We start from the raw sequence: 24,368 nt of genomic DNA, 5'->3' as shown, positions 1-24,368 counted from the left end.
AGTTTATATTTAGTTCAGCTTACCCGTTGCTTTTAAAAAATCAATCCTGGCAATAATGGCATCATACAAAGCGCTGATGTAATTTGTTTGCGCAGTTTTTAAATCAACCTGTGCCGTATTTATTTCTGTTGTACTTCCGGTACCTACTTCGTATTTCTTTTTGGTTTGCTCATATACCGTTTCTGCCAGGGCCATGTTTTTCTTTTGATAGTCGATGGTGGCAATAGCCGTGATAAAATTATTTTTAGCAGCTGTTACATCGTTGTCGATACTTATCTTTTGCGCTTCCAGTTGGTTTTGCGATTGCTGCAACGCAAGCCTTGCTCCTGCTATTTTAGCCCTTGCACTAAAACCGTTGAAGATTGGAATGGTAAGATTAAAACCTATAAAAGAGGTGGTAAACCAATCTCCGCTGCGTTTAAAAAAATCAAACTGTGTGCGTTGCGCCTGCTTGCTGTAATTGGCGTTAAAGCTTAAGGTTGGTATCTGGCTCAGTTGATACCTTTTTATATTAAAGCCATTTAATTTGCTGGTTAATTCAGCCAGTTGATATTCCTTACGGTCGCTGTACTGGTAGTTTGAACTTTCTAAAATGTTTTCTTTTAATTCGTTTTCACTCAATGTGTCCGTTAGTTGAAGACTGTCTTTCATTGGCATACCCATCAATACTTTTAAACCTGCATATCCATTGGCGATGCTGTTGAGCGCCTTTAATTTTTCCGTTTCCAGGTTGGCTATCTGTACGGTTAATTTATCAACATCAACTTTTTCAGCAAAGCCGTTTTTGTAAATCTCTTTTGTGTCGTGCGACAGTTTTTCCAGCCGGGAAATGTTGGCATTTAATAACTCAATCTGCGTTTTACTTACCACCAGCTGGTAATAAATTTTATAAATATTGGCCTTGATGTTTTCCTCTGTTACCTCAGCCGCTTTTACCCTTAGATCAATGCTGGTTTTGCGGGCCTGTAAGCCGACAAACACCTGCCCGTCAAAAATTGTCTGGTTAAGCGATATGCCTCCGGTGGCAGAATATTTTGTTCCAAACTTTACAGGTATAAAAGTGCCCGCCGGTGCGCCAAAAAATTCACCGGGCAACAATGAGGTGGGGATATTTAAGTAATCATTAAATGCCCCTGTTGCTTTTATACTTGGATAAGCTGCTGCCGTAATGTCCTTATTGGTTTGCTGCTGTACCAATATATCCAGCAAGGCATTTTTAACCTGTACCGCATTTTTCAATCCATATTCTACAGCCTGCTTTGCCGACAATTGATTTACCTGTTGTGCCTTCACGATACTGCCAATCATCAGCAATGCCGCGATCATTATTCCTGTTAGTTTTCTCATATTACTTTGTTGCATCTTTACTTTTATTAATTCGCTCCTGCTGATATTTTACAATCATTTTATACCCTTTGGGAGAAGCTATTCCAAAAAGAAAATGAATAATAAACTCCTCTTCAATCTCCGCCATATTGTATTTCATTTTTGATAGAAACTCGGGGTTGAAGGGGATCATAATGCTTTCTACCCTGTACCTTGAAATGATATCCACATTTAATTCGGGTCTGTATAATTCTTCCCTGATTCCCCTGACTACATTCGTGCGGATTACGTTGAAGAGGTAATCATTTTTATGCGAATGAAATTTTTGAAACACTTTCGGAAAATATTTCTGCATATCAAATACCAGTGATGGGTTCATGGTGCTGAACATTTCCACCACTTTGTCCATGGCCATAAATATTTCGTCAATGGCGTTTTTTGAATTCACCCGGTCGTATTCACAAATACTTTCATTTTTCCTGAACTCCGCGTCTATCACGGCATCCACCAGTTCATCCTTATCGGCATAATAATGGTAAATAGTTTTTTTACTGATGCCAAGGCTGTTGGCAATATCATCCATACTTACACTTCGTAAGCCAAACTGCATAAAAAGCCCATGTGCTTTTTGCTGTATCCGTTCACCTGTTTCTATATCTGCCATAATGAAACGCAAAACTACGGAAACTTTTTGTGTAACCAAAGTTTCCATCCTTTTTTAAAACCACTCATAACAATTTTGTCATATTAAGGAAAGGCGGCTCAATAAAGTATCTTTGTTTGTCAAATTTTCTTTTATGCAACAACCATTTACTTACAAGCGCTTATTTCAATATTTTTTGCAGGGTTTGCTGATTGTGGCGCCTATCGCCATTACTTTTTGGGCCATTGCTTCCATATTTGGTTTTATAGATGGCATTTTACCGAACCTTATCCACTTTATTTTTCCCAGGCTGATGGAGGATGCGCAGGGGAATATCAGGCGTATACCCGGGGTAGGTTTTATACTGGTGATTTCAATGGTTTTACTGATTGGTTATGTTTCTTCTTCCTATATTTTTACCAAAATTGTCGATGTATTCGACCGGGTGCTTGAAAAAACACCTGGAATAAAGTTCGTTTATTCAACCCTGAAAGATTTTTTTGAAGCCTTCGCTGGGGAAAAGAAGAAATTTACCAACAATGTATTGGCCAATGTAGATGACAATGACGTTTGGCGTGTTGGATTTATAACCCAGGATGACATGGAAGAGTTCGGTTTTAAAGATTATGTAGCGGTGTACATCCCGATGGCATACTCCGTTGCCGGTAATGTGTACATTATTCCAAAGAGCCGCGTAAAGCCTATCACCAATATCAGTGCTGCACAAACAATGAAGTTTGCAGTAAGTGGTGGCGTTACAGACGTTGTGGAACCGCATGGCAAGGAATTTTTTAATCCTGCTAAATAAAAAAAATTGTAATACTTTTCGGCTGTCAAACATTTTAATGAAAAGCATCGTTTTATTTGTCAGCCTGTGTTGTATCACCAGCCAATGTTTTTGCTGGGGATTTTATGCGCATCAAAAAATAAATTACTACGCCGTTTTTTTATTACCACCACAGATGATGGTGCTGTACAAACCCAATATTTCTTTCATCAGCGAACATGCGGTTGACCCGGATAAAAGACGTTATATAGTAGCAGATGAAGGGCCAAGACATTTTATAGATATTGACCATTACGGCGCATATCCTTACACCATCATACCACGCAAATGGAAAGCTGCCATAGAAAAATATGGCGAAGATTCATTGAAAGAATATGGCATTGTTCCCTGGCATATACAAACCATGCTGGGCAGGCTCACAGCAGCTTTCAAAGAAAAGAATTTCAGCCGCATCATGAAGAACAGTGCTGAACTTGGTCACTATATCGCCGACTCACATGTGCCCTTGCATGCCAACAGCAATCACAACGGGCAATATACCAATCAGAGAGGCATTCACGGTTTTTGGGAAAGCCGTGTACCTGAATTGCTGGCGGAAAATGAGTTTGATTTTTTTATCGGCAAGGCTGCATACATTAGCAATCCGTTGGAGTTTGCCTGGGCAAGGGTATTGGAAAGTGCCAAAGCAGCCGACTCGGTTTTGCTATTTGAAAAAGAGCTGACACAGCAATTTGGAAGCGATCAGAAATATGCTTTTGAAAACCGCAACGGCGTGCTTGTGCGCCAGTATTCTTCCGCCTTTACCATTGCCTATAATAAAAAGCTGGATGGCATGATTGAGAGAAGGATGCGGCAATCGATTTTTGCCGTTGCATCTTTCTGGTATACTGCCTGGGTAAATGCAGGTCAGCCGGATCTTACGGCTTTGTCAAAACAACAGTTTTCAGCAGATGATATAAAGGCTTTTGATGAATTGAATAATCAGTGGCGTTCTGGCAGTAGAATGATCGGGAAGCAGGAAGAATAATACAATGTCTGATGGCTGATGTCCTCCTGACTTTAGACTTTAATTTGTTCAGCGTTTTTTAGTCACAGTGGTTGTGTAAACAGAAAAAGCATTAGTATAGGCAATTCTTGTCAATATGAAAAGGCGTGGGATGAAATGATGACCACCGTTTTGAAAAGAATCGGCCATCAGTCATCAGAGATCAGGTATCATAATTCAGGCATTATCGATCCGTCATCTGCCATCGAATAAATAAATTTTTCTTCCTGCTCCATTCGTTATTTTTGCAAAAATTATTTAGCAAAGAAGATAAAATTACCTTTTAGGAGAAAGGAATGTATGGTACACAATTTTAACGCAGGCCCTTCCATATTACCCAAAGAAGTTTTTCAGCAGGCATCCGAAGCTGTGCTGAACTATCAGAATTCAGGATTGTCCATTTTAGAAATAGGCCATCGTACATCTACTTTCCAGGCGGTAATGGATGAAGCACGGGCATTGGTTAAAGAACTGATGCAATTGAACGATGACCGGGAAGTATTGTTTTTACATGGCGGCGCATCTACCCAGTTTATGCAGGTGCCCATGAATTTGCTGGACGATAAAGAAACAGCCGCTTACGCCGATACCGGAGTGTGGGGTATCAAGGCAATTAAGGAAGCAAAATTATTTGGCAAAGTAGAAGTAGTTTGTACAGGAAAGGAAAGTAATTACACCATTATACCAAAAGATTTTGCGGTACCGAATGATTCAAAATATTTTCACATTACCACCAATAATACCATTTACGGAAGCCAGTGGCAAAAAATTCCGAAGACAAGTGTACCCCTGGTAGGGGATATGAGCAGTGATATTTTCAGCCGCGTAATCGACTTTAATTCTTTCGATTTAATTTATGCCGGTGCTCAAAAAAATATGGGTCCTGCCGGCGTAAACCTGCTGGTAGTGAACCCTGCTATCCTGGGTAAAATTAAACGTGCTATTCCTACAATAATGGATTACCGCAATCATATTAAAGAGGGTAGTATGCTGAACACGCCACCTGTGTTTGCAGTATATGTTTGTATGCTCACACTCCGCTGGCTGAAAGCGCTCGGAGGGGTTGCAGCAGTAGAAAAATTGAATGATGCCAAAGCAGCTTTATTATACCAGGAGATAGATGACAATCCTTTGTTTACAGGCACTGTAACAAAAGAAGACAGAAGTAAAATGAATGTTTGTTTTGTTATGAACAATCCTGCACAGGAAGAAGCTTTTTTAAGTTTCACGAAACAAAAAAACATTGTTGGCATTAAAGGTCACCGGTTGGTGGGAGGCTTCAGGGCTTCATTATACAATGCATTACCCATCAGCAGCGTGGAAGTACTGGTGCAGGCAATGAAAGAATTTGCTGCACAAAATTCATAATATTTATCGCTATTATTTTTACCACAGATAACATTGAGCACATGATCACTATCAAGCCCTTTAAAGCATTAAGACCCCAGGCTGAACACGCAAAACAAGTAGCGAGCCGCCCCTATGATGTGCTTAGCAGCAAGGAGGCAAAAATAGAAGCGCAGGGGAACCCCTTTAGTTTTTTGCACATTACAAAAAGTGAAATTGATTTACCAGAAGATACAGACAGCCACTCGCAGCAAGTGTATGACAAAGCAAAAAATAACCTGGATGCTTTTATAAGCCGTAACGTATTATTCAGGGAAAGTAAACCGTGCTATTATATTTACCGGCTCATCATGAACGGCAAAAGCCAGACGGGACTGGTATGTGGCAGCAGCGTGGACGATTATGAAAATGACCTGATAAAAAAGCATGAATTTACCAGGCCTGAAAAAGAACAGGACAGGATCAATCATATAAAAACAACCGGTGCACAAACGGGTAATGTTTTTTTAGCGTATAAAAATGTAGCAGAGATTGACACCATCATCAGTGACTGGCAAACAGGTAAAAATCCGGTGTATGATTTAAAAGCGGATGATGGCATACAGCATACCATTTGGATTATCAATGACAATGAAACTATTCAGAAGATAAGCGATATATTTAAAACGCAGGTGCCTTGCACTTACATTGCTGATGGTCATCACAGGGCAGCTTCAGCAGCCAAAGTACGTGCAGCCCTGGGCAAAGATGCACCCGCAGGTGCTGGTATATTTCTGACCACTTTATTTCCGGCAAGTCAGCTGATGATTATGGATTACAACAGGGTGGTGAAAGATTTAAACGGATTAACGATAGAAACATTACTGGAAAAAGCTTCAGAAAAATTTGTTATTGAGAAAGCAGCAGAGGCTTTTTCTCCCGCAGCATTGCACCAGTTTGGTTTATATGCCAACAAGCAATGGTACCAGTTAACGGCTAAAGAAAATACTTATACCACAGACCCGATTGGTATTTTGGATGTTACTATTTTACAGGATAATTTTCTTGATCCCATTTTAAATATTAAAGACCAACGGACGGATACACGTATTGATTTTGTAGGTGGTATCCGGGGACTGGGGGAACTTGAAAAAAGAGTGGACAGCGGAGAAATGGCCATTGCTTTCAGCCTTCACCCTGTTACTATTCAGCAGCTGTTTGACATTGCTGACAGCGGGAACGTGATGCCTCCTAAAAGTACCTGGTTTGAACCTAAATTGAGAGACGGCTTATTGACCAACCTGATTTATGATATTGCATAGTCAGCGCTGGGGGGCACTTTAGTAAAAAATTAAGTTTTCGCTAAGCGCTACCTACAGGCGGCTTTGGTTTTTTCATAGTATTTTTAGAGAATGAAGCGGATAAACACCATTATAATTTTGTTGACTTGCAGCTGGCAATTGGGGTATGCTCAAACAGCCTCCGAGTTACAGGCTACTGCAAAATCATTCATGCAGCAGGGCGATTATGCCAATGCCGTTTTGGTACTGAACAGGGCAATACAAATGGAGCCGAAGAATATCGAGATCATAAAAGATCTTTCGATGGGGTACTATCTTCAGAAAGACAATAATAAGGCGCTTGAACTAATCAAAACAACACTGGACAGAGAAGACGCGGACGACCAGAGTTATCAGATTGCAGGAATTATTTACCAGCAAATGGATTTGCCAAAGGAGTGTGAAAAATTGTACCGTAAGGGCCTGAAAAGATTTCCTGTAAGTGGTCCTTTGTATAACGAACTGGCAGAACTACTATATAGCCAGAAGGATTATACTGCTATTAAATTGTGGGAAAAAGGAATAGAACTGGACCCGGATTATTCTAAAAATTATTACAATGCCTGTAAGTATTATTACGTTTCGGGCACTGAAAAGATCTGGAGTATTCTGTATGGGGAAATATTTGTAAATATGGAACCGCTGAGCAGTAATGCCCCTGAAATAAAATCGATTATATCTGAGAGTTATAAAAAACTTTTTATCGATACGGATATTTCAAAAGATAATACAGACAAGAACAGGTCTGCTTTTGCCAATGCTTTTATTGAAACAATGAATAAACAATCGGGCGTGGCTGTTTCAGGTATCAATCCCGAATCGCTGACGATGATAAGAACCCGTTTCATATTAGACTGGGAAAAAAATTACGAAGTCAAATATCCTTTCCGGTTGTTTGAATTACAAAAGCAATTACTACAGGATGGATTATTTGATGCCTACAATCAATGGCTTTTTGGAGCTGCACAAAACCTGGCAGTTTTTCAAAATTGGACTGTAGCGCATGCTACTGAATACAGTGATCTCAACCGTTTTCAAAAAGGCCGCGTTTTTAAAATTCCTGTCGCTCAGTACTACCGCTATTGAATTTGTTTCTGCCCTAAAGAAACGGTTAATTAATTTTAGCTATCTTAGTTTTCAATTAATTTCTTGTGCCAAAATAATTTCAGTCATCTATGTTACACAATACAAAATCTGAAAGGTTAAGAATAATAATTGCACCAGCTTACAGTTAACGATTGCTCATTATGAACGACCACTCAAGAATATTTGATTTTTTGCAATATCAGCTGGATACATTTCCCAAAGCGGATATGCTTGCAGGAAAAGAAAACGGCAGCTGGAAATTGTATAGCACGGCAGAAGTAAAAAGCCTCGTTGACAGGCTTAGCGTTGGCCTGATGAAACTGGGCCTCGGCGGCAAGGATATGACTATAGCTAACCAGGATAAAATTGCACTTGTAAGTAAAAACCGCCCCGAATGGCTTATTCTTGATCTTGCCTGCCAGCAAATAGGTGCTGCACTTTGCCCTATTTACCCTACAACCAATATTAACGAACTGGAGTTTATTTTTAATGACGCGACAGTGAAATTAGCCTTTCTAAGTGGCGATGATATTTTGTCGAAAGTAAGCAGTATTCGCAGCAGGGTACCTTCCCTGCAAGATATTTACAGTTTCGATGAAGTGGAAGGAGCCAGTCACTGGACAACAATTCTGGGTCCCGCGGATGATACTGATTTGTTAAGACTGGAGAAAATAAAACAATCCATTTTGGCTGAACATTGCGCTACTATTATTTATACCTCGGGCACAACCGGTACGCCTAAAGGAGTTATGTTAAGCCACCGGAACATCGTAAGCAACGTGTTAAACTCAAAAAAATCTTTTCCTTTTGAGGACAACATCACAGCAAGGGCATTGAGTTTTTTGCCGCTCAATCATATTTTCGAAAGAATGGTTTCCTATATTTATATCGATAGCGGTATTTCAATTTATTATGCTGAAAGCCTTGATACCATAGCCGAAAATCTGAAGGAGGTAAAGCCTAACTTATTTTGTACAGTTCCCCGGTTGCTGGAAAAAGTGTACGAAAAAATAATGGCCAAAGGAACTGAACTCACTGGCGTCAAAAGGAAATTATTCGATTGGGCCGTAACGCTGGGCAATCAGTACGACAACCGCAGCAATATGGGTAGCTGGTACAATATGAAGCTTGCTCTTGCCAACAAGTTAGTCTTTAGCAAGTGGAGGGAAGGCCTGGGCAACAATGTAGAGTTTATTGTAACAGGTGGAGCTGCCTGCCAGGTAAGATTAATCAGAATTTTTACTGCGGCAAAAATTCCCATTTACGAAGGCTACGGCCCTACTGAAAACAGCCCGGTGATCAGTGTAAACTGCCAGCGTAAAGGGGGGACAAAGTTTGGCACCGTGGGGCTTGTAATAGAAGGCCAGCAAGTGAAACTGGAGCCGGATGGCGAAATATGTGTAAAGGGTCCAAGCGTTATGATGGGGTATTACAAACGACCTGATTTGACTGCAGAAACAATCATTGACGGGTGGCTACATACTGGTGACATTGGTATTTTTGAAGATGAACAATATTTAAAAATAACAGACCGGAAAAAAGAACTGTTTAAAACCAGCGGCGGAAAATATGTTGCACCGCAGCCGATTGAAAATAAGATGAAGGAATCGCCTTTTGTAGAACAGATGATGATTGTTGGCGCTGAACAAAAATTTGTAGGCGCGCTGATTGTTCCTTCAATACCTAACCTTAAAGAATGGATGCGCCAGCAACAAATCAGTTTTACCAGCAATGAGGAAGCCATTCACCATCCTGCAGTATTAGACTTATACCGTAAGCTGATTGATAGTTTCAATGAATTTTTTAATCACGTGGAGCAGGTAAAGCGTTTTGAATTACTACCGAATGAGTGGACGATCGACAGTGGCGAACTTACGCCAACATTAAAACTGAAACGCAAGGTAATAATGGAGAAATATAAAGATGCGATTGAAAGAATTTATAGGTAAAGTAACCGTATTATCTGCTTACCTTTTTTCCCAACCCAACAATATTCCTATCTTAAGATTAAAGCTAAAAAAGGCATCATTGTTTTTCGGATTGCCCCTGATTTGTCCGCCATTGGGATTGATCGGGTATTTTGCATCTGTTTTACTCCGCCTGTCATTTAGCGCAATGGCATCTGCCAATTGACTTCCGCTAAAATAATTTGCAAAGAGTGAAGGATTGATATATCGCGTACTTAAATCGTCCAGGTAATCCGTAGTTAAAAAGCGATACATAAACTCAGCACGAAGATTAAATATGCGAGACAATTCGTATTTCATACCAATGCCCACCGGGAAACTTATCTGTTGCAATTTATATGGTTTCCTGGTAGGGTATTCTGCAAAACCCTGCCCTTCGGTACTAAGTGGTTGCAGGTCAACCGTTCTTCCATTCAACACAGTTTGCGGATTGAAGGAAAAATAACCGATACCGGCCAGCAGGTAAGGCGAAAATGAGGGAGGTTCATCATCCCGGCTTGCCCAGTTAACGAATAGAAAGATGGGATACATTTCGCCTATAACGGAAAACTCAGATATTTTAGAAGTAAAACTCAGGTTGCGGTTGTAGCGGGGTGTAGTTTCCTGTACAGGTTTCAAAATACTATCGTACGCCTTTATATGTCCAAAACTTCCTTCAATCCTTAATCCTACGGCTTCCTTATAAATTGCAGTGAAATATACACTGCCATTTAGCTGGTTATTACCCAGATTTAAATCTTTCACAAATCGCTTTCCAAGGCCCCTTCTGCCGCCTACATCTGTAAGGCAGTTCATTGCGCCAACAGATCCGCCAAATTCAAACATTAATGGGGTATTGTAATAGTTATTATCGTAAAAATAATATTGCGCAGATGCCTTGGGAGGAGGCATTAGAAATACAAACAGAGTAACAGTTAGAATTGCGATTTTTTTCATTCAACTATAGTGATGATATATAAATTTAATTATTATTCTGTAATAAAAAAATTAGCGTTATGATAAAAACGGCCATACCGGCCTTTATATTTTATGGTTTTTGTTATTGTTATAATATTTGCAGATAGCTTTCAAACCACAAACCGTACACTTTGGACTTCTTGCTGTGCAAATATACCTCCCATGCAGTATAAGCCAATGATGTGCTTTAAATATATAATTATCCGGAAAATATTTTGTGAGTTGCTTTTCCGCTGCCAGTGGCGTTTTTGCGTTGGTCGTTAAACCTAACCTCGCACTTACCCGGAACACGTGGGTATCTACTGCCATATTGGGCTGTTCATCAATAACTGATGTTATCACATTGGCCGTTTTTCTTCCCACACCGGGAAGCAACATTAATTCGTCTACAGTCATTGGCACCTGGCCCGAAAATTTTTCTACCAGCATTTTGGCCATCCCTATAAGATGTTTGGTTTTGTTATTCGGGTAAGAAATACTTTTTATTAATGGGAATAAAGTTTCAAAATTAGTACGGGCAAGATCTTCAGCCGTAGGATATTGTTTGAAAATAGCGGGCGTGGTCATGTTCACCCTTTTATCAGTGCATTGGGCCGACAATATTACAGAAACCAGCAACTGGTAAGGGTTATCGTAAAATAATTCAGTTGCTGCATCAGGTGCGTGCATACTGAAGTATTCGATTACAAACTGGTATCGTTGCTGTTTCGTCATAAAAAAAAGTCCCGTATTACACGGGACGCAAATTATATTAAAAATCAGTAGGATTTAAACCTCCGTAGCATGAGCAAGCGATTTCTCGGCATATGCCAGAATGTTGTCGATTGCTTTTTTACGTGGTGAAAAAGTTACCTTTTCAAGAGCTTGCTGAGCTGAAATTATTTCTTCGTACTTTTCACGAAGTTTCCAATCCGTTTCAAGAGCACCCCTGATAGCTGCCGATTTTTGTGTAGAAGTCTCATTATAGACATACTGAATGAGATCCTCTGGTGTAAAACTGTGCATAGGCAAATTAATAGCTTGTTTAAAAATTAAATATCATATCCATAGTCATAAACGACCATTGGTAATCATTATTGTACAGGATTGTTGATAATTTAATTGGCGGGAGCCGAAGATACAATAAATAAATCCTCATTGTCCTTCTTCATCAGGTATTTTTCCCGGGCATATTTTTCAATAGTGCGGGCATTTGTCTTTAACTGCTCCAGTTCTTCTTTTGTGTCTTTTATAATACCGGTAAGATGATCTTCCGTTTTTTGAAGTTCTTTTAATTTGGCATTTTTATCATATGCCACACCCCAGTCCTTAGGGTCGAAGAAAAACATCCACACAACAAAAAAAACTGCTGCCAGCAGGTATTTGTTCTTTAACCAGGAAGGTATTTGCGACAGCAATTTCATTTAAACTATATTAATAGCCGGATAGAGACCTGGAATTTATACCTCCAATTTCTATCCAGCCAATCAATTGAACAAACCTATTTACCAAATTTAATCTTTCCTTTTGGATATACTGCAGTGTCAGCCAACATTTCTTCAATGCGTATTAACTGGTTGTATTTAGCCATACGGTCAGTTCTGCTTGCGGAACCTGTTTTAATCTGGCCACAATTCAAGGCAACAGCAAGATCTGCAATGGTAGTATCTTCTGTTTCACCACTGCGGTGACTCATAATAGTATTATAGCCAGCCTGCTGTGCCATGCTTACGGCATTGATGGTTTCAGTAATGGTACCAATCTGGTTTACTTTTACCAATAAAGCGTTGGCAATTTTTTCGTTAATACCTCTTTCCAGGCGGGTAACGTTGGTTACAAAAAGATCATCACCTACCAGCTGGCATTTGCTGCCTACTGACTCTGTAAGCATTTTCCATCCCTTCCAGTCATCTTCTGCCATACCATCTTCAATTGAACAAATCGGATATTGTTTCACCCAGCTTGTCCAGTAAGCAACCAGTTGTTCGCTGGTCATTTCTTTGCCATCACTTTTATGAAACACATACTTTTTCTTTTTAGCGTCCCACAGCTCACTGTTGGCAGCGTCCATGGCAATCATCACCTGGCTGCCTGTTTTATAACCTGCAGATTGAATAGCAGTCAAAACTGTTTCGATGGCTTCTTCATTGCTTTGAATGTTTGGTGCAAAACCGCCTTCATCACCTACGTTGGTACTGAAACCTTTCTTTTTTAATACCTGTTTCAACGCATGAAAAATATCAACACCCCATTGTAAACCTTCACTGAACGTTGTAGCACCAACAGGCATCACCATAAATTCCTGGAAATCTATTTTGTTATCCGCATGTGCACCACCATTAAGGATGTTCATCATCGGGATAGGAAGAATTTTCGCGTTGGTACCACCAATATAGCGGTACAATGGCAAGTTGGCTTCCAAAGCGGCAGCTTTAGCTACGGCCATACTTACAGCCAGGATTGCATTAGCGCCCAGTTTGCCTTTGTTTTCGGTACCATCCAATGCGATCAAAGCTGCGTCAATGCCAGCCTGATCCGCAATATCCCAGCCCAGTAAATTTTCTGCAATCGTTGTATTTACGTTTTTTACTGCTTTCAATACGCCCTTGCCACCGTACAATTTTTTATTGTTATCTCTCAGTTCAACAGCTTCGTGAATGCCTGTGCTGGCGCCACTCGGCACTGCTGCCCTTCCTAATTTTTCGTTTTCTGTTAATACATCTACTTCAATTGTAGGATTGCCACGGCTGTCTAAAATTTGACGAGCGTAAATACTTGCGATGTAACTCATGATGTTGTTGGTTGTTTTGTTAATTATTATATTAATTTCTATTTTGCCGATGTAAGATTTCTGAATATCGCTTCCAGGCTGTTACTTTCACTTTGCAAAGAAACAATGTTAAGGTTGTTTTTCAAACTCAATTCCAGCAATTGCTTTCTTATACTTTCAGGATTCGCCGTATGAATCTTGTAGGAAGTGGTATCAACCTGTTCAATACGGCCCGCTTCTTTCAGCTGTTGCAGCTTTTCAACAGCCACATTTTCTTTAAATTGTATCAGCACTGTATGTTCGCCATCTTTTACTTTCTGCAGGTTACTAAGCGTATCATCAGCTACAATATTGCCTTTATTAATTATGATTACCCGGTCGCAAATGGCCTGTACTTCCTGCAAAATATGAGAGCTGAATAATACCGTTTTGTCCTTTCCCAACGCCTTTATTACTTCCCTTATTTCAACAATCTGGTTGGGGTCAAGCCCGGAGGTTGGTTCATCCAGTATTAACACTTCAGGGTTATGTATCAGTGCTGCAGCAAGCCCAACTCTTTGTTTGTAACCCTTACTTAACTGCCCTATTTTTTTATTTGCTTCCAGGGTTAGGCCAACAGTAGCAATTGTTTCTTCAATCCTGTTCTTCGGGTGATTCATTTTATGAACGCCTGCAATAAACTCCAGGTATTCCCTTACGTACATATCGAAATAAAGCGGGTTTGCTTCAGGCAGGTAGCCTATTTTTTTCTTTGTGGATAAGGAACTGGTACTTACTTTTTCGTTGCACACCTCCACGCCGCCTCCATCACATTCAAGATAACCGGTGATGATTTTCATGGTGGTGCTTTTGCCTGCCCCGTTCGGTCCCAAAAAACCTACTATTTCTCCTTTACCTACACTAAATGAAATATTGTTAACCGCTTTTTGAGCGCCATAATTTTTTGAAAGACTGGTTACCTTAATTGACATGTGCGACTTTTATCAGGCAAAAATAAAAACGTCAGGTATAAATACCCGACGTTTTAGTTTATTAATTAAGTATTTTTTTCTTCTTTGTTTCCTGCTGGTTGGTCAGGTCCCGGCTGCGGCCGGTTATCCTGTTTTTGAGGCGGCCGTTGCTGCTGGTTACCGCGTTGGTTTGGCGGTCGCTGACCCTGTCCTTCTCTTTTCTGCTGGGGCCGTTGTTCGTTGCGGTTTTGCTGAGGCGCCCTTTGCTGTTGGTTTGGCCGCTGATTATCCTGTCCCTCTCTTTTTTGCTGCGGCTTTTGTTGTTGTTGGTTACCCCGTTGCTGCTGGTTGCCCCTGTTACCATCTTTGTTTTGTTGCGGTGCACGCCCGTCGCGACCTTGTGGCTGCCTGTTTTGTTGTGGCCGGTTGTTATCCTGCTGTGGCTGATTGTTGCGGTTTTGCGGCTGCCTTTGTTGTTGCGGCCCCCGTTCCATATCCCTGCGTTTACGACTTGTTTTTTCCAGGCTTTTTAAACTGATTTGTCCCACTACATCTGCATAGGTAGGTTCAATTTCAACCGGCTTTTTGCTAACTACTTCTACTGTTTCCAGTTCTTCAGGTTTAATGCCCTGCTGGTTAAGTGCCTTTATTTTTTTTACCCTTTCAATAGTCAGGGGATATTGTTTATTGCTGTCTGGCATGGTATACCACATCAGGTTGCGGAAAATATCTTTTTTAACTAAAAATGCCCTGCTCCTTGCTACCTCAATCATGTCACAATCATCTGGAAAATGTTGCAAAGCATCCAGGTAAGTATCCAGTTCGTAATTCAGACAGCATTTTAAACGTCCGCACTGTCCGCTTAATTTGGTTTGGTTAATGCTTAAATTCTGGTAACGGGCTGCGTTGGTATTTACACTTTTAAAATCTGTAAGCCAGGTACTGCAGCACAGTTCACGGCCGCAGCTTCCTATTCCGCCCACTTTGCCAGCTTCCTGCCGGGCGCCAATCTGCTTCATCTCTACCTTTACCTTAAATTCACCAGCATATATTTTAATCAGTTCCCTGAAGTCAACCCTGTCATCCGCTATGTAAAAAAAAGTGGCTTTACGACCATCTGCCTGTATCTCCACCTCGGCCACCTTCATCTCCAGCCTTAGTTGCTTGGCAATGGCCCGGCTGCGGATCATCACGTCTTTTTCCCTTGCCTTTGTTTCCTTCCATTTATTCAGGTCGGTATCATTGGCCCTGCGTAGAATCTTCTTTATATCAGCGCTGTCTTCCTTAATATTATTTTTTTTCAGCTGCAACCGCACCAGTTCGCCTGTTAAATTCACGCTGCCAATATCAAAACCACTTACGCCTTCCAGCGCAACCATATCTCCCTTTTCAAAAAAATGAGTAGTAGTATTTTTAAAATAGTCCTTACGGCTGCCATTATTAAAACTAACTTCCACAATCCTGCAACCACTTTCCGGGTCGCTGAAGGGCAGGTTGGCCAGCCAGTCATGCACGTTCATACGGTTGCAACCGCCGCTGCTGCAGCTGCCATGGCTCTGGCAACCGCCCGGTGCGCCGTCTTTACTTGTTCCACAACTTCCACATCCCATATACCTGAGTAATTAAAAAATGAATAATGCTGAGAGGAAATTTTGTTGAACCAGGCAGGAGAATTACTATCAGGCTTCATTGGCGTCGCACTCTTGTACTACAGTTATATATTGAACGGCCCATTTAACCTGTGTAAAATATTACTGATGCTTGCGCACTTTCAGGCTTTTGTATAACTAAAAGCTTCCCAATTATCGGGATCGACATACAATGTTAACTACTGAAGAGAAAGTTTTTTAATCAACAATCATCTTTCTCTAAATTCCAACCTCACCGGTCAATTTCCTCAATTTATCAAAATTAACGAATTGTTACTAATAATATGATACAACTTAATAGAAAGGGCATGAAAGAGCATTTTGCCGTTTGCGTTGCGTTCCACATAATAACTGGCCTTATCAAGTTCATTTATTATAGCTTCCTGCTGGGGAATACTGCATAATTTATTCAGGCGAAGGGCAAAGTCCTGCTCGTTACTACCTGTATTTGCATTGTCTAAAAGTGAAGGAATACTTTTGATTCGAATGGCCTGCTCCAGCAAATGAGTGAAGTATTTTAAAAATTGCTTTTGCTTTTCCCGACCCTGTTTGCTCATCTCCTCCACCCATTTTACCTGGCCTGCGAGATTTTTTTTCACCAGCAGATTTAACCATTCTCTAACGATTGCCTGCCAGTCGTCTTCCACATGTTGTAACAATTGCAGCGCTTCCCGGTAATTTCCTTCGCTTAAAGCAGCCACTTGCCGTGCTTTTTCCATTGCCACGCCCCCTTTTAATTCCAGCGACGCTTCAATTTCCAAATTACTGAATAGTGGAATTTTTACCAATTGCGTTCTGGACAAAATCGTGGGCAAAATCATGGCCTCATTTTCTGCCACCAAAATAAACAGGGTATTCGGTGGTGGTTCTTCTATCAGTTTTAATAATTTATTACCGTTTTTGGTAAGGTATTCCGGCATCCATATAATCAGGATCTTGTATTCGCTTTCAAAACTCTTTAAACTGATTTTTCGGTTAATATCATTGCATTCTTCAGCGGTAATATTGCCCTGCTTGTTTTCGGCATGTATAAATTGCAGCCAGTCGTATACGTTGCCATAAGGGTTGGCCGAGAAAAATTCCCTCCATTCAGCAATAAAATCGGTACTGACCGGTGTTTGACCCGCTTTTTTGGTAATTACGGGGTAGGAGTAATGTATATCAGGATGCATTAACTGGTTCGCTTTTGTGCAGGCAGCGCAAACACCACAGGAATCCAGCTGTATATTGGTTTCTTCGGATACGGAAAGTTCTTCTCCAAACAAAGATGGTCCCGGAGTTTCTTTTTTGCCGTTAACTTTTTCGCAAACGATGTATTGCGCAAATGCCATGGCGAGCGATAATGCGCCGCTTCCCTCTTTACCCAAAAAAAGCAGTGCGTGGCTTAACCTGTTGTGTTGCACCATTTGCACCAGCTGCTCTTTTGTTTCTTTCTGACCTGTGATATTGTTGAATTGCACGGTGCAAATATAGTTTTTAACGGGTTTAACCGAAGCAGCAATTATTGGCAAAACAAAAAGCGGCACCAATAGGTGCCGCTCTAAAAGTATTATTTTTGTTTTATAATTTACTAGTTAATTCATCGCTCATCGGGGTAACCTTGCTGTCAAATTTGGTAACAATGTGTCCGTTTTCATCAAGCAAAAATTTATTAAAGTTCCAGGTGATGGTTGCATCCAAAACGCCGTTTTCACTTTTGTTGCAAAGCCATTTATAAATGGGCGCTGTATCATCTCCCTTTACGGAAATTTTAGCCGCCATCGGAAAAGTAACGCCGTAATTCTTTTTGCAAAACTCTTTTATTTCGCCGTTTGTGCCAGGCTCCTGTCCGCCGAAGTTATTCGCAGGAAAACCTACGATAACCAGTTTGTCCTGGTATTTTTTGTATAAAGCTTCCAGACCTTCATATTGCGGCGTAAATCCACAGGCAGATGCTGTGTTTACAATCAATATTTTTTTGCCTTTGAATTTGGCAAAGTCAATGGTGCTGCCGTCAAGGGCTTCTACTTTGAAATCATAGATTGATTTGGAAGAAACCGTGGCTGAAGAAGGATTTGCGTTTTGCATCGATGTGTTTTTAGTAGTGGTTGCACTAAACAAAAGCGCAAGGCTGACAGATAATAATTTGATCATACAATTGATTTTGGTTTATAACGTATAAAATAACGGTTTGTTTAATTTTTATTGTTTTTCATAACAACCGATATCCGGCAAGCCTACCGACCGTTTGTTATCATCCAGATCTTTCACAAAACCAATGCCACCAATTCCCTTGTCAATTCCCGGGGCCAGGCTATTATTGATATGAAAATCGAACAGTTGTTTGGCAACATCTACCGAATCAAATAATGGATCCTGGTTCTTTACCGCTTCGGTAATTGTACAATTTATGGGATCTTCTTTTGCTTTATACAAGCAATGGTCGAACACTACATTAAAAGCACCTGAACCCTGTTTATCTGTAGCCACCTCATTATCTACACTGCTGTTATCGCTCCAGAAAATACAATTGCGAAATACTGCATTCAAATCTGCCGACAGGGTTGCGCCATTTAAGGTAGCATAATCTGTCACTGTCAGCACAGGTTTTTTATGCGTAATATAAGAAGTGGAATAAGCCGCCACAGTACAGTTGGTAAGATGATATTTTCCGCCATAGGTTAAACCGATATTGGTGCCACAATTGGTGATTAAGCTATTATCAGCATCAACACTTGAATTAACACAAAGCAGGCCGGCATCATACGCATTGTCAATGATACATTGATGTAACACCAATTTTGGGTTGCTGTTTACAGATGGTTTTTCAGCTACCACCGCCTGGTAGGCATTTTTTACAATGGCATAAGTCAACACATTGTTCTTACTGCTTTCCCTGAAATAAATACCCGGCCAGCTGGCAGGTAAACTTTTATAATCCGCATCCAGCCGGTCGCCGCTAAAAATTACTTTTTTTTCTTTTGTACCATTTATGATGAGTGTACCATCCACAATGACGGGTGCATCCGCATGCGAATATATTTTGCATCCGGAGTCTATCGTAAGTGTGGCGCCACTTTCAATATGCAAACTGCCGAGCAATACATAAGGCAACGGGCTGCTCCACTTTACATCGCCTTTAATTACCCGGCTTTTTAAAAAATTGGCATTTTGGCCATACGCCTGCAATTGCACAAAGCGGGTGTTACCGTTGTAGCTTATCATAATGCTATCCTTTACAACAAAGGGCAGATTATTGAACGTCGGATTAACATGTATTGTAACAAAAACATAAATACTATCATTGGCAGCAATCTCAATATTATTTGCTTCGTCAGAAGGTGAGCCGTTGATATTTATTTTAAAAGCAGATGCAGGACCGGCCATCAGTTTAACTGTACTCAATAACAATTTTTGATTGTTAGGATTGCTGATTTTAAATGACTGCGTAATGGAACCAATACTGGTAAAAACAGTATCATACTTCAGACTATCTACACTCGTTGACAGCTGTGCATTTTGACTGGTGATAAAAGAATCTTTCTGGCAGGAGGAAAAAAGCAGGCAACATATTGTAATCAACAGACTTCCTGAAAATCGCAGCCTGAAAATATTTGGAGTACTTTGCTTCATCATTCAAAAATAGTTAATTGCCGCTTTATTAATGGTATGCTTTTATTTGGGTGCATGAGCCAGTGTTGCAATGCTCAGTTGTACGTTTTCAATCGCAGCAATTGTACTGCCGCAAGCCTCCAACGTGGCTCCAGTCGTAACGACATCATCAACCAGCAAGAGATGTTTGCCGGACAGCTGGCCAGGTATTTTACAAGTAAAACTACCCGCTACATTTTCCCATCTTTCAATACGGTGCTTTTTTGTTTGCGTGTCTGTATAGCGCTGGCGAAGCACATTGTTTTTAATAACTGGAATATTCATTACTGATGACATCCCATCGCAAATAATTGCTGCCTGGTTATAGCCGCGTTTTCTTTCTTTGTCAGGATAAAGCGGTAAGGGTATCAATGCATCTACTGTATCAAAGCGATTGCTTTCTACCAGGCTTTTACCCATCAGCTCACCTAAATACATTCCGATGCTGGTATTACGTTTGTATTTTAACTGGTGAATGAGTTGTTGTATAAGAGCGTTTTTAGAAAAATAGTATTCACTGTGTGCAGCGGTTAATGGTATACGCCCCCAGAATATTTTCTCTACCGGGTTGTTGGCATACAACGCAAAATTAGTAGTCGGTAAATTGGTGATACATTTCAAACACAGCAGGCTATCTGGATTTAACAGATCACTGCCGCACCCGGTACATATATGCGGGTAAAAAAGATGAACGGTATCTGATAATATGGTTTTAAAAAAAGGCACATATTAAATGTACAGCAAACCATTTCGGAATCAAAGCTTTTGGCTGAGCTGTCATTTTTTTAAAACAAATATTGATACAACTCTTCCACTTTTGCCAAAGGAACTATTTCAATACCTGAACCGCCTCCTTTTACTTTGCCCAGCGATTTGGCATTGTACTTACTAACAATAATTTTTTCAAAGCCCAGTTTTTCTGCTTCGGCAATGCGTTGTTCAATGCGGTTTACCGCTCTTATCTCACCGCTCAAACCCACTTCGCCGGCAAAGCAGTAATGCTGGTTCACCGGAACATCTTCGTAACTGCTCAACAGGGCACATACAATGGCAAGGTCGATAGAAGGGTCTTCTATTTTTATACCACCGGCAATATTTACAAATACATCTTTAACACCAAAGTGGAAGCCACCCCTTTTTTCCAGCACTGCCAGCAACAATTGAAGCCTGCGCAAATCAAAACCACTAACGGTTCGTTGCGGCGTGCCATACACACTTTGCGTTACCAGCGCTTGTCCTTCTATCAACAGCGGCCGTATACCTTCGATGGTTGCTGCAATGGCAATACCACTCAGTTGTTCTTCCTTCTGCGTGATTAATATTTCGGATGGATTGGTTACTGCCCGCATACCATCACCGGTCATTTCATAAATGCCCAGTTCGGCAGTTGAACCGAAACGGTTTTTTAGAGTGCGTAAAATGCGGTAAGCATAATGACGATCGCCCTCAAACTGCAATACGGTGTCTACCATATGTTCCAGTATTTTCGGGCCCGCAATACTTCCATCTTTTGTAATGTGACCAATCAGGAAAACAGGCGTGTTGGTTTCTTTGGCGAAGCGTTGCAATTCAGCGGCACATTCTCTTATCTGGCTAACGCTGCCCGGACCACTTTCCACAAAAGGCGATTGCAATGTTTGTATGCTGTCGACAATTACAAGCTGTGGTTTCAATTTTTTTATTTCCTGGAAAATGGTCTGTGTATTGGTTTCGGTAAGCAGGTAAAAATGATCGCTCTTAATGCCTACCCGGTCTGCCCGCATTTTTATCTGCTGTTCGCTTTCTTCACCACTGATATACAATGTTACCACGTCTTTCAACTGAAGCCCTATTTGTAAAAACAAAGTAGACTTGCCAATTCCGGGTTCGCCAGCCACAAGCACAATACTGCCCATCACAATGCCGCCTCCCAGTACGCGGTTTACTTCAGCATCTTTTGTAATGATTCTTTTTTCTTCTGCACTGCTTACATCATTAATCGAAATGGTTTTTAATTTTCCAACGCCATTGTATTCTTTCCATTCATTGATTTCCTGTTTGTCATTTCCTTTAACAATTACTTCTTCAACAAAAGTATTCCAGTTATTACATGATGGACATTTCCCTGTCCACTTGGTACTTTCATATCCGCAACTCTGACAAAAAAATGCTGACTTGGTTTTACTCATCCGGTAAAATTAAAACGTAAAAAATTTAGCCGCATTTATTTTTTAAAAACAATAATGATTAAAAAAATAACGGGCATAAATAGTATAAGGAAAATATTTTTTAGCAAAATTTAAGGCTAAAAAAGACAAAAAATAATATAGATGTAAGGAAGAAAACGGCCTGTAATTAAACTCGTCGTAAAAGTAAAAGGGTCAACATTTCTGCTGACCCTTTGTACTTACTAACCCATTAAATTCTATTGCTAAATTACAAATTGCGCCCACATAAAAAAATAAATCTTTTGGGATGTTAATAAGTTTTCACCCATATTGCTGGCGACAGAACTCAAGTTTGAACGCATCTAAATATCTGATTATCAAAATAATAGAATAAAATTCAACGCTCTAAAATGTATTTTTATTAAGCCGAAACAAGCCAAAAATAAATAATTTAATTTGGTTTATACAATAAACTACTTTACGTTTGTGATGAAATCGTAAGGCGATGAAGACAGCATTATCCATTATTTTTTTCTTTCATTTTTTACCTTTAACAGCTCAAATTTCCATTTCCGGGCATGTAACTGACAATAAAAATAAAGCGCTCAGAGGAGTAAGCGTAGCTTTAAAAAATACGTACGATGGGGCGACTACGGATTCCACGGGCCACTATTCTTTTTCTACAGATGAGAAGGGAGAACAGCAACTGGAAGCTACCATATCAGGATATTATGCCATATCTCAGAAAATAGTGCTCGGTCCTACCCCTGTTACCCTGAATCTTTCAATGAAGGAACAAATTACAGAATTGAAAGCCGTGGTAATTTCGGCAGGTTCATTTGAAGCAAGTGATAAAAACAAGGGCGCAGTTTTAAGCGATATTGACATTGTAACTACACCCAGCGCCAATGGCGATGTCACCAGTGCCTTTAAATCGTTGCCCGGCACCCAGCAGGTAGGCGAGAGTGAGGGATTATTTGTAAGGGGAGGTACAGCCACCGAAAGCAAGATTTTTATGGATGGTAACCTGGTAAATAACTTTTTTTACAGCAGTACACCGGGCATCGCTACAAGAGGCCGCTTTAACCCGTTTTTATTTAAAGGCACCGTTTTCAGCACCGGAGGTTATTCTGCCCTGTACGGACAAGCATTGTCATCTGCATTGATACTTGAAAGCAAAGACCTGCCTGAAAAGACTGAGGCTGACCTGGGCATTTCGGTTGTGGGTGTTGGCGGCGGTATCCAGCATCTGTCAAAAGATAAAAAATCATCCTGGGGCGTGTCTGTTAATTACACCAATCTTTGGCTTGCATTTAATGTTATAAAACAAAAGCAGGATTTCTTCCAGGTACCGCTTGCAAAACAGGCAGATGCCAATTTCAGGATAAAAACAAAGAATGGTGGGTTTATAAAATATTACGGGTATGTCAGTACCAACAAGACCGGGTTTCGTTCACGGGATATTGATTCTGCTGTTTTGAAAGATGCTTTTTCCATCAACAATATCAATACCTACCAAAACATTAGCTGGAAGGACAGGATTGGCAATGGCTGGAAAGTAAATACCGGCATTAGCTTCAGTACCAATAAAGATGATATTGTAAACGAAATGCAGGATGCTGACAACAGAAAATTTACCGGAACCAATCCTTTACTCAATTATAAAAATTTTAACCTGCTCAATAAGGCCCGCTATGCACAGGCAAGAGTAGTTTTTGAAAAGAAATTGTTTGGTTTAAATGCCATCCGTTTTGGAACCGATTATTTTTACAGTAACGAAAAATCTACTTACACTTTATATGATGGTACAAAATTTACACAACAGGTAAACGATCACCTGCTGGCGGCGTTTGCAGAGACAGATATTTATGTAACCAATAATTTAGCCGCAAAAATTGGCAGCCGCCTGGAACATTCAACCATTGTTGACAAATGGAATATTGCGCCGCGAATTTCGCTGGCATATAAAGTGGGTGCAAACAGCCAGGCTTCATTTGCCTATGGCATTTTTTATCAAAATCCCGAAAGAAAATATTTGCCGGGCCTCGCAGGGCTTGATTATTCAAGGGCCAGTCACTATATTTTTCAGTACTCCAAACAAACAAAAGACTATACTTTACGGACAGAGTTGTTTTACAAAAAATACAGTAACCTGTATAAAACAGACAGCAGTATTGGTGGCCGGGAAATAGCCGCGAATAACAATGGCTATGGTGATGCTAAGGGAATTGAATTTTTTTGGCGGGATAAGAAGACAATCAAAAATGTAGACTACTGGTTATCTTATTCGTATCTCAACACCAAAAGAGATTTTCTAAACTATCCTACGGCAATACAACCATCCTTTGCTGCTACGCATACTGCCGCATTTGTGTTTAAACGTTTTTTTCTGCCTTTAAAAACACAGTTTAACCTGAGTTATAATTTTGCTACCGGCCGGCCTTATTACCGCATTGCCAAAAATGCGAATGACAAATATGTTATTACAGATGCAGGCAAAACCATCAACTACAACAGCATGAGTTTTAGTGTAAACTGGTTGCCGAATATTGGTAAAAAAGATGCCAGAACCTTTACGGTTTGGGTACTGGGAGTAACCAATGTACTGGGACAAAATATTGTTTACAATTATAACTATAGCTATGATGGCAGCAGAAAAGAAGCTGTGACACCACCCAGCAAGCGTTTTGTTTTTATCGGCTGTTTCCTGAGTTTTGGTATTGACAGAACACAGGATGCAATCAACAATAATTTATAAAAGTTTTA

At 40.4% G+C, this 24,368-nt stretch carries 21 protein-coding genes; 7 read left to right on the top strand and 14 right to left on the bottom strand.

Going from position 1 to position 24,368, the window contains the following annotated elements; genetic code table 11:
* Window positions 1-9: 9 nt before the first annotated feature.
* Entirely contained in the window at window positions 10-1,347 is a 1,338-nt protein-coding gene (locus QWZ08_RS25725; RefSeq protein WP_290340574.1) for a TolC family protein, read from the bottom strand.
* A gap of 1 nt (window position 1,348) precedes the next feature.
* Complete coding sequence (locus QWZ08_RS25720) at window positions 1,349-2,038, bottom strand: TetR/AcrR family transcriptional regulator (protein ID WP_290340573.1); 690 nt, start codon at window positions 2,036-2,038, stop codon at window positions 1,349-1,351.
* Window positions 2,039-2,123: 85 nt separating this feature from the next.
* Here QWZ08_RS25720 and QWZ08_RS25715 point away from each other — a divergent pair, with 85 nt between their 5' ends.
* From QWZ08_RS25715 to QWZ08_RS25690, 6 genes are all read left to right on the top strand, one after another.
* Window positions 2,124-2,777: a DUF502 domain-containing protein gene (locus tag QWZ08_RS25715; protein ID WP_290340572.1), complete on the top strand. Its 654-nt coding sequence runs from the start codon at window positions 2,124-2,126 to the stop codon at window positions 2,775-2,777.
* 37 nt (window positions 2,778-2,814) lie between these two features.
* A complete protein-coding gene (locus QWZ08_RS25710; RefSeq protein ID WP_290340571.1) occupies window positions 2,815-3,783 on the top strand; it encodes a zinc dependent phospholipase C family protein in 969 nt (322 codons plus the stop codon).
* A 318-nt stretch (window positions 3,784-4,101) separates the two neighbouring features.
* On the top strand, window positions 4,102-5,169 hold the full coding sequence (gene serC / locus QWZ08_RS25705; protein WP_290340570.1) for a 3-phosphoserine/phosphohydroxythreonine transaminase: 1,068 nt from the start codon (window positions 4,102-4,104) through the stop codon (window positions 5,167-5,169).
* Window positions 5,170-5,210: 41 nt separating this feature from the next.
* Window positions 5,211-6,449, top strand: coding sequence for a DUF1015 domain-containing protein (locus tag QWZ08_RS25700; RefSeq protein WP_290340569.1), 1,239 nt, complete (start codon window positions 5,211-5,213; stop codon window positions 6,447-6,449).
* 90 nt (window positions 6,450-6,539) lie between these two features.
* On the top strand, window positions 6,540-7,553 hold the full coding sequence (locus QWZ08_RS25695; protein WP_290340568.1) for a tetratricopeptide repeat protein: 1,014 nt from the start codon (window positions 6,540-6,542) through the stop codon (window positions 7,551-7,553).
* A 161-nt stretch (window positions 7,554-7,714) separates the two neighbouring features.
* Window positions 7,715-9,502 (top strand): AMP-dependent synthetase/ligase, encoded by a 1,788-nt coding sequence (locus QWZ08_RS25690; protein WP_290340567.1) that lies wholly within the window; start codon window positions 7,715-7,717, stop codon window positions 9,500-9,502.
* An 18-nt stretch (window positions 9,503-9,520) separates the two neighbouring features.
* On the opposite strand, the gene QWZ08_RS25685 is transcribed toward QWZ08_RS25690, so the two are convergent.
* From QWZ08_RS25685 to radA, 12 genes are all read right to left on the bottom strand, one after another.
* Window positions 9,521-10,456: a hypothetical protein gene (locus QWZ08_RS25685; protein WP_290340566.1), complete on the bottom strand. Its 936-nt coding sequence runs from the start codon at window positions 10,454-10,456 to the stop codon at window positions 9,521-9,523.
* Between the two features lie 84 nt (window positions 10,457-10,540).
* Window positions 10,541-11,191, bottom strand: a complete 651-nt coding sequence (gene nth, locus QWZ08_RS25680) for an endonuclease III (RefSeq protein WP_290340565.1) — start codon at window positions 11,189-11,191, stop codon at window positions 10,541-10,543.
* A 54-nt stretch (window positions 11,192-11,245) separates the two neighbouring features.
* Complete coding sequence (locus QWZ08_RS25675) at window positions 11,246-11,482, bottom strand: hypothetical protein (RefSeq protein ID WP_290340564.1); 237 nt, start codon at window positions 11,480-11,482, stop codon at window positions 11,246-11,248.
* A gap of 92 nt (window positions 11,483-11,574) precedes the next feature.
* A complete protein-coding gene (locus QWZ08_RS25670) occupies window positions 11,575-11,880 on the bottom strand; it encodes an FtsB family cell division protein (RefSeq protein ID WP_290340563.1) in 306 nt (101 codons plus the stop codon).
* 77 nt (window positions 11,881-11,957) lie between these two features.
* Window positions 11,958-13,247: a phosphopyruvate hydratase gene (eno, locus tag QWZ08_RS25665; RefSeq protein WP_290340562.1), complete on the bottom strand. Its 1,290-nt coding sequence runs from the start codon at window positions 13,245-13,247 to the stop codon at window positions 11,958-11,960.
* 38 nt (window positions 13,248-13,285) lie between these two features.
* On the bottom strand, window positions 13,286-14,197 hold the full coding sequence (gene gldA / locus QWZ08_RS25660) for a gliding motility-associated ABC transporter ATP-binding subunit GldA (RefSeq protein ID WP_290340561.1): 912 nt from the start codon (window positions 14,195-14,197) through the stop codon (window positions 13,286-13,288).
* Between the two features lie 65 nt (window positions 14,198-14,262).
* Window positions 14,263-15,786 carry a regulatory iron-sulfur-containing complex subunit RicT gene (gene ricT / locus QWZ08_RS25655; RefSeq protein ID WP_290340559.1) on the bottom strand — a complete coding sequence of 508 codons (1,524 nt, stop codon included), beginning with the start codon at window positions 15,784-15,786 and terminating at the stop codon, window positions 14,263-14,265.
* A 287-nt stretch (window positions 15,787-16,073) separates the two neighbouring features.
* The gene (locus QWZ08_RS25650) at window positions 16,074-17,285 is read right to left on the bottom strand and encodes a DNA polymerase III subunit (protein WP_290340558.1); all 1,212 of its coding nucleotides are present in this window, start codon (window positions 17,283-17,285) and stop codon (window positions 16,074-16,076) included.
* Window positions 17,286-17,385: 100 nt separating this feature from the next.
* A complete protein-coding gene (locus tag QWZ08_RS25645) occupies window positions 17,386-17,958 on the bottom strand; it encodes a glutathione peroxidase (protein WP_290340557.1) in 573 nt (190 codons plus the stop codon).
* 48 nt (window positions 17,959-18,006) lie between these two features.
* Window positions 18,007-19,440 (bottom strand): hypothetical protein, encoded by a 1,434-nt coding sequence (locus QWZ08_RS25640; protein ID WP_290340556.1) that lies wholly within the window; start codon window positions 19,438-19,440, stop codon window positions 18,007-18,009.
* Between the two features lie 39 nt (window positions 19,441-19,479).
* The gene (locus QWZ08_RS25635) at window positions 19,480-20,076 is read right to left on the bottom strand and encodes a ComF family protein (protein WP_290340555.1); all 597 of its coding nucleotides are present in this window, start codon (window positions 20,074-20,076) and stop codon (window positions 19,480-19,482) included.
* 164 nt (window positions 20,077-20,240) lie between these two features.
* Entirely contained in the window at window positions 20,241-21,623 is a 1,383-nt protein-coding gene (gene radA / locus QWZ08_RS25630; RefSeq protein ID WP_290340554.1) for a DNA repair protein RadA, read from the bottom strand.
* A gap of 484 nt (window positions 21,624-22,107) precedes the next feature.
* Between radA and QWZ08_RS25625 the strand changes: the two genes are divergently transcribed.
* A complete protein-coding gene (locus QWZ08_RS25625; protein ID WP_290340553.1) occupies window positions 22,108-24,360 on the top strand; it encodes a TonB-dependent receptor in 2,253 nt (750 codons plus the stop codon).
* The last annotated feature ends 8 nt before the right edge of the window (window positions 24,361-24,368 follow it).

Origin of the sequence: Ferruginibacter paludis, from assembly GCF_030409685.1 — a bacterium.
In the GTDB taxonomy this organism is placed as follows: Bacteria; Bacteroidota; Bacteroidia; order Chitinophagales; family Chitinophagaceae; genus Ferruginibacter; species Ferruginibacter paludis.
Note: the sequence above shows the minus strand (reverse complement) of the source record. Positions and strands in the feature narration are given on the sequence as shown.

Bases quoted from the DNA above. Each gene is read 5' to 3' on its own strand.
- QWZ08_RS25700 (WP_290340569.1), top strand. From the start codon at position 5,211: ATGATCACTATCAAGCCCTTTAAAGCATTAAGACCCCAGGCTGAACAC.
- QWZ08_RS25720 (WP_290340573.1), bottom strand. From the start codon at position 2,038: ATGGAAACTTTGGTTACACAAAAAGTTTCCGTAGTTTTGCGTTTCATT.
- QWZ08_RS25710 (WP_290340571.1), top strand. From the start codon at position 2,815: ATGAAAAGCATCGTTTTATTTGTCAGCCTGTGTTGTATCACCAGCCAA.
- QWZ08_RS25645 (WP_290340557.1), bottom strand. From the start codon at position 17,958: ATGATCAAATTATTATCTGTCAGCCTTGCGCTTTTGTTTAGTGCAACC.
- QWZ08_RS25640 (WP_290340556.1), bottom strand. From the start codon at position 19,440: ATGATGAAGCAAAGTACTCCAAATATTTTCAGGCTGCGATTTTCAGGA.
- eno (WP_290340562.1), bottom strand. From the start codon at position 13,247: ATGAGTTACATCGCAAGTATTTACGCTCGTCAAATTTTAGACAGCCGT.
- serC (WP_290340570.1), top strand. From the start codon at position 4,102: ATGGTACACAATTTTAACGCAGGCCCTTCCATATTACCCAAAGAAGTT.
- QWZ08_RS25690 (WP_290340567.1), top strand. From the start codon at position 7,715: ATGAACGACCACTCAAGAATATTTGATTTTTTGCAATATCAGCTGGAT.
- radA (WP_290340554.1), bottom strand. From the start codon at position 21,623: ATGAGTAAAACCAAGTCAGCATTTTTTTGTCAGAGTTGCGGATATGAA.
- ricT (WP_290340559.1), bottom strand. From the start codon at position 15,786: ATGGGATGTGGAAGTTGTGGAACAAGTAAAGACGGCGCACCGGGCGGT.
- QWZ08_RS25675 (WP_290340564.1), bottom strand. From the start codon at position 11,482: ATGCACAGTTTTACACCAGAGGATCTCATTCAGTATGTCTATAATGAG.
- QWZ08_RS25625 (WP_290340553.1), top strand. From the start codon at position 22,108: ATGAAGACAGCATTATCCATTATTTTTTTCTTTCATTTTTTACCTTTA.
- QWZ08_RS25725 (WP_290340574.1), bottom strand. From the start codon at position 1,347: ATGAGAAAACTAACAGGAATAATGATCGCGGCATTGCTGATGATTGGC.
- gldA (WP_290340561.1), bottom strand. From the start codon at position 14,197: ATGTCAATTAAGGTAACCAGTCTTTCAAAAAATTATGGCGCTCAAAAA.
- QWZ08_RS25715 (WP_290340572.1), top strand. From the start codon at position 2,124: ATGCAACAACCATTTACTTACAAGCGCTTATTTCAATATTTTTTGCAG.
- QWZ08_RS25685 (WP_290340566.1), bottom strand. From the start codon at position 10,456: ATGAAAAAAATCGCAATTCTAACTGTTACTCTGTTTGTATTTCTAATG.
- QWZ08_RS25670 (WP_290340563.1), bottom strand. From the start codon at position 11,880: ATGAAATTGCTGTCGCAAATACCTTCCTGGTTAAAGAACAAATACCTG.
- QWZ08_RS25695 (WP_290340568.1), top strand. From the start codon at position 6,540: ATGAAGCGGATAAACACCATTATAATTTTGTTGACTTGCAGCTGGCAA.
- nth (WP_290340565.1), bottom strand. From the start codon at position 11,191: ATGACGAAACAGCAACGATACCAGTTTGTAATCGAATACTTCAGTATG.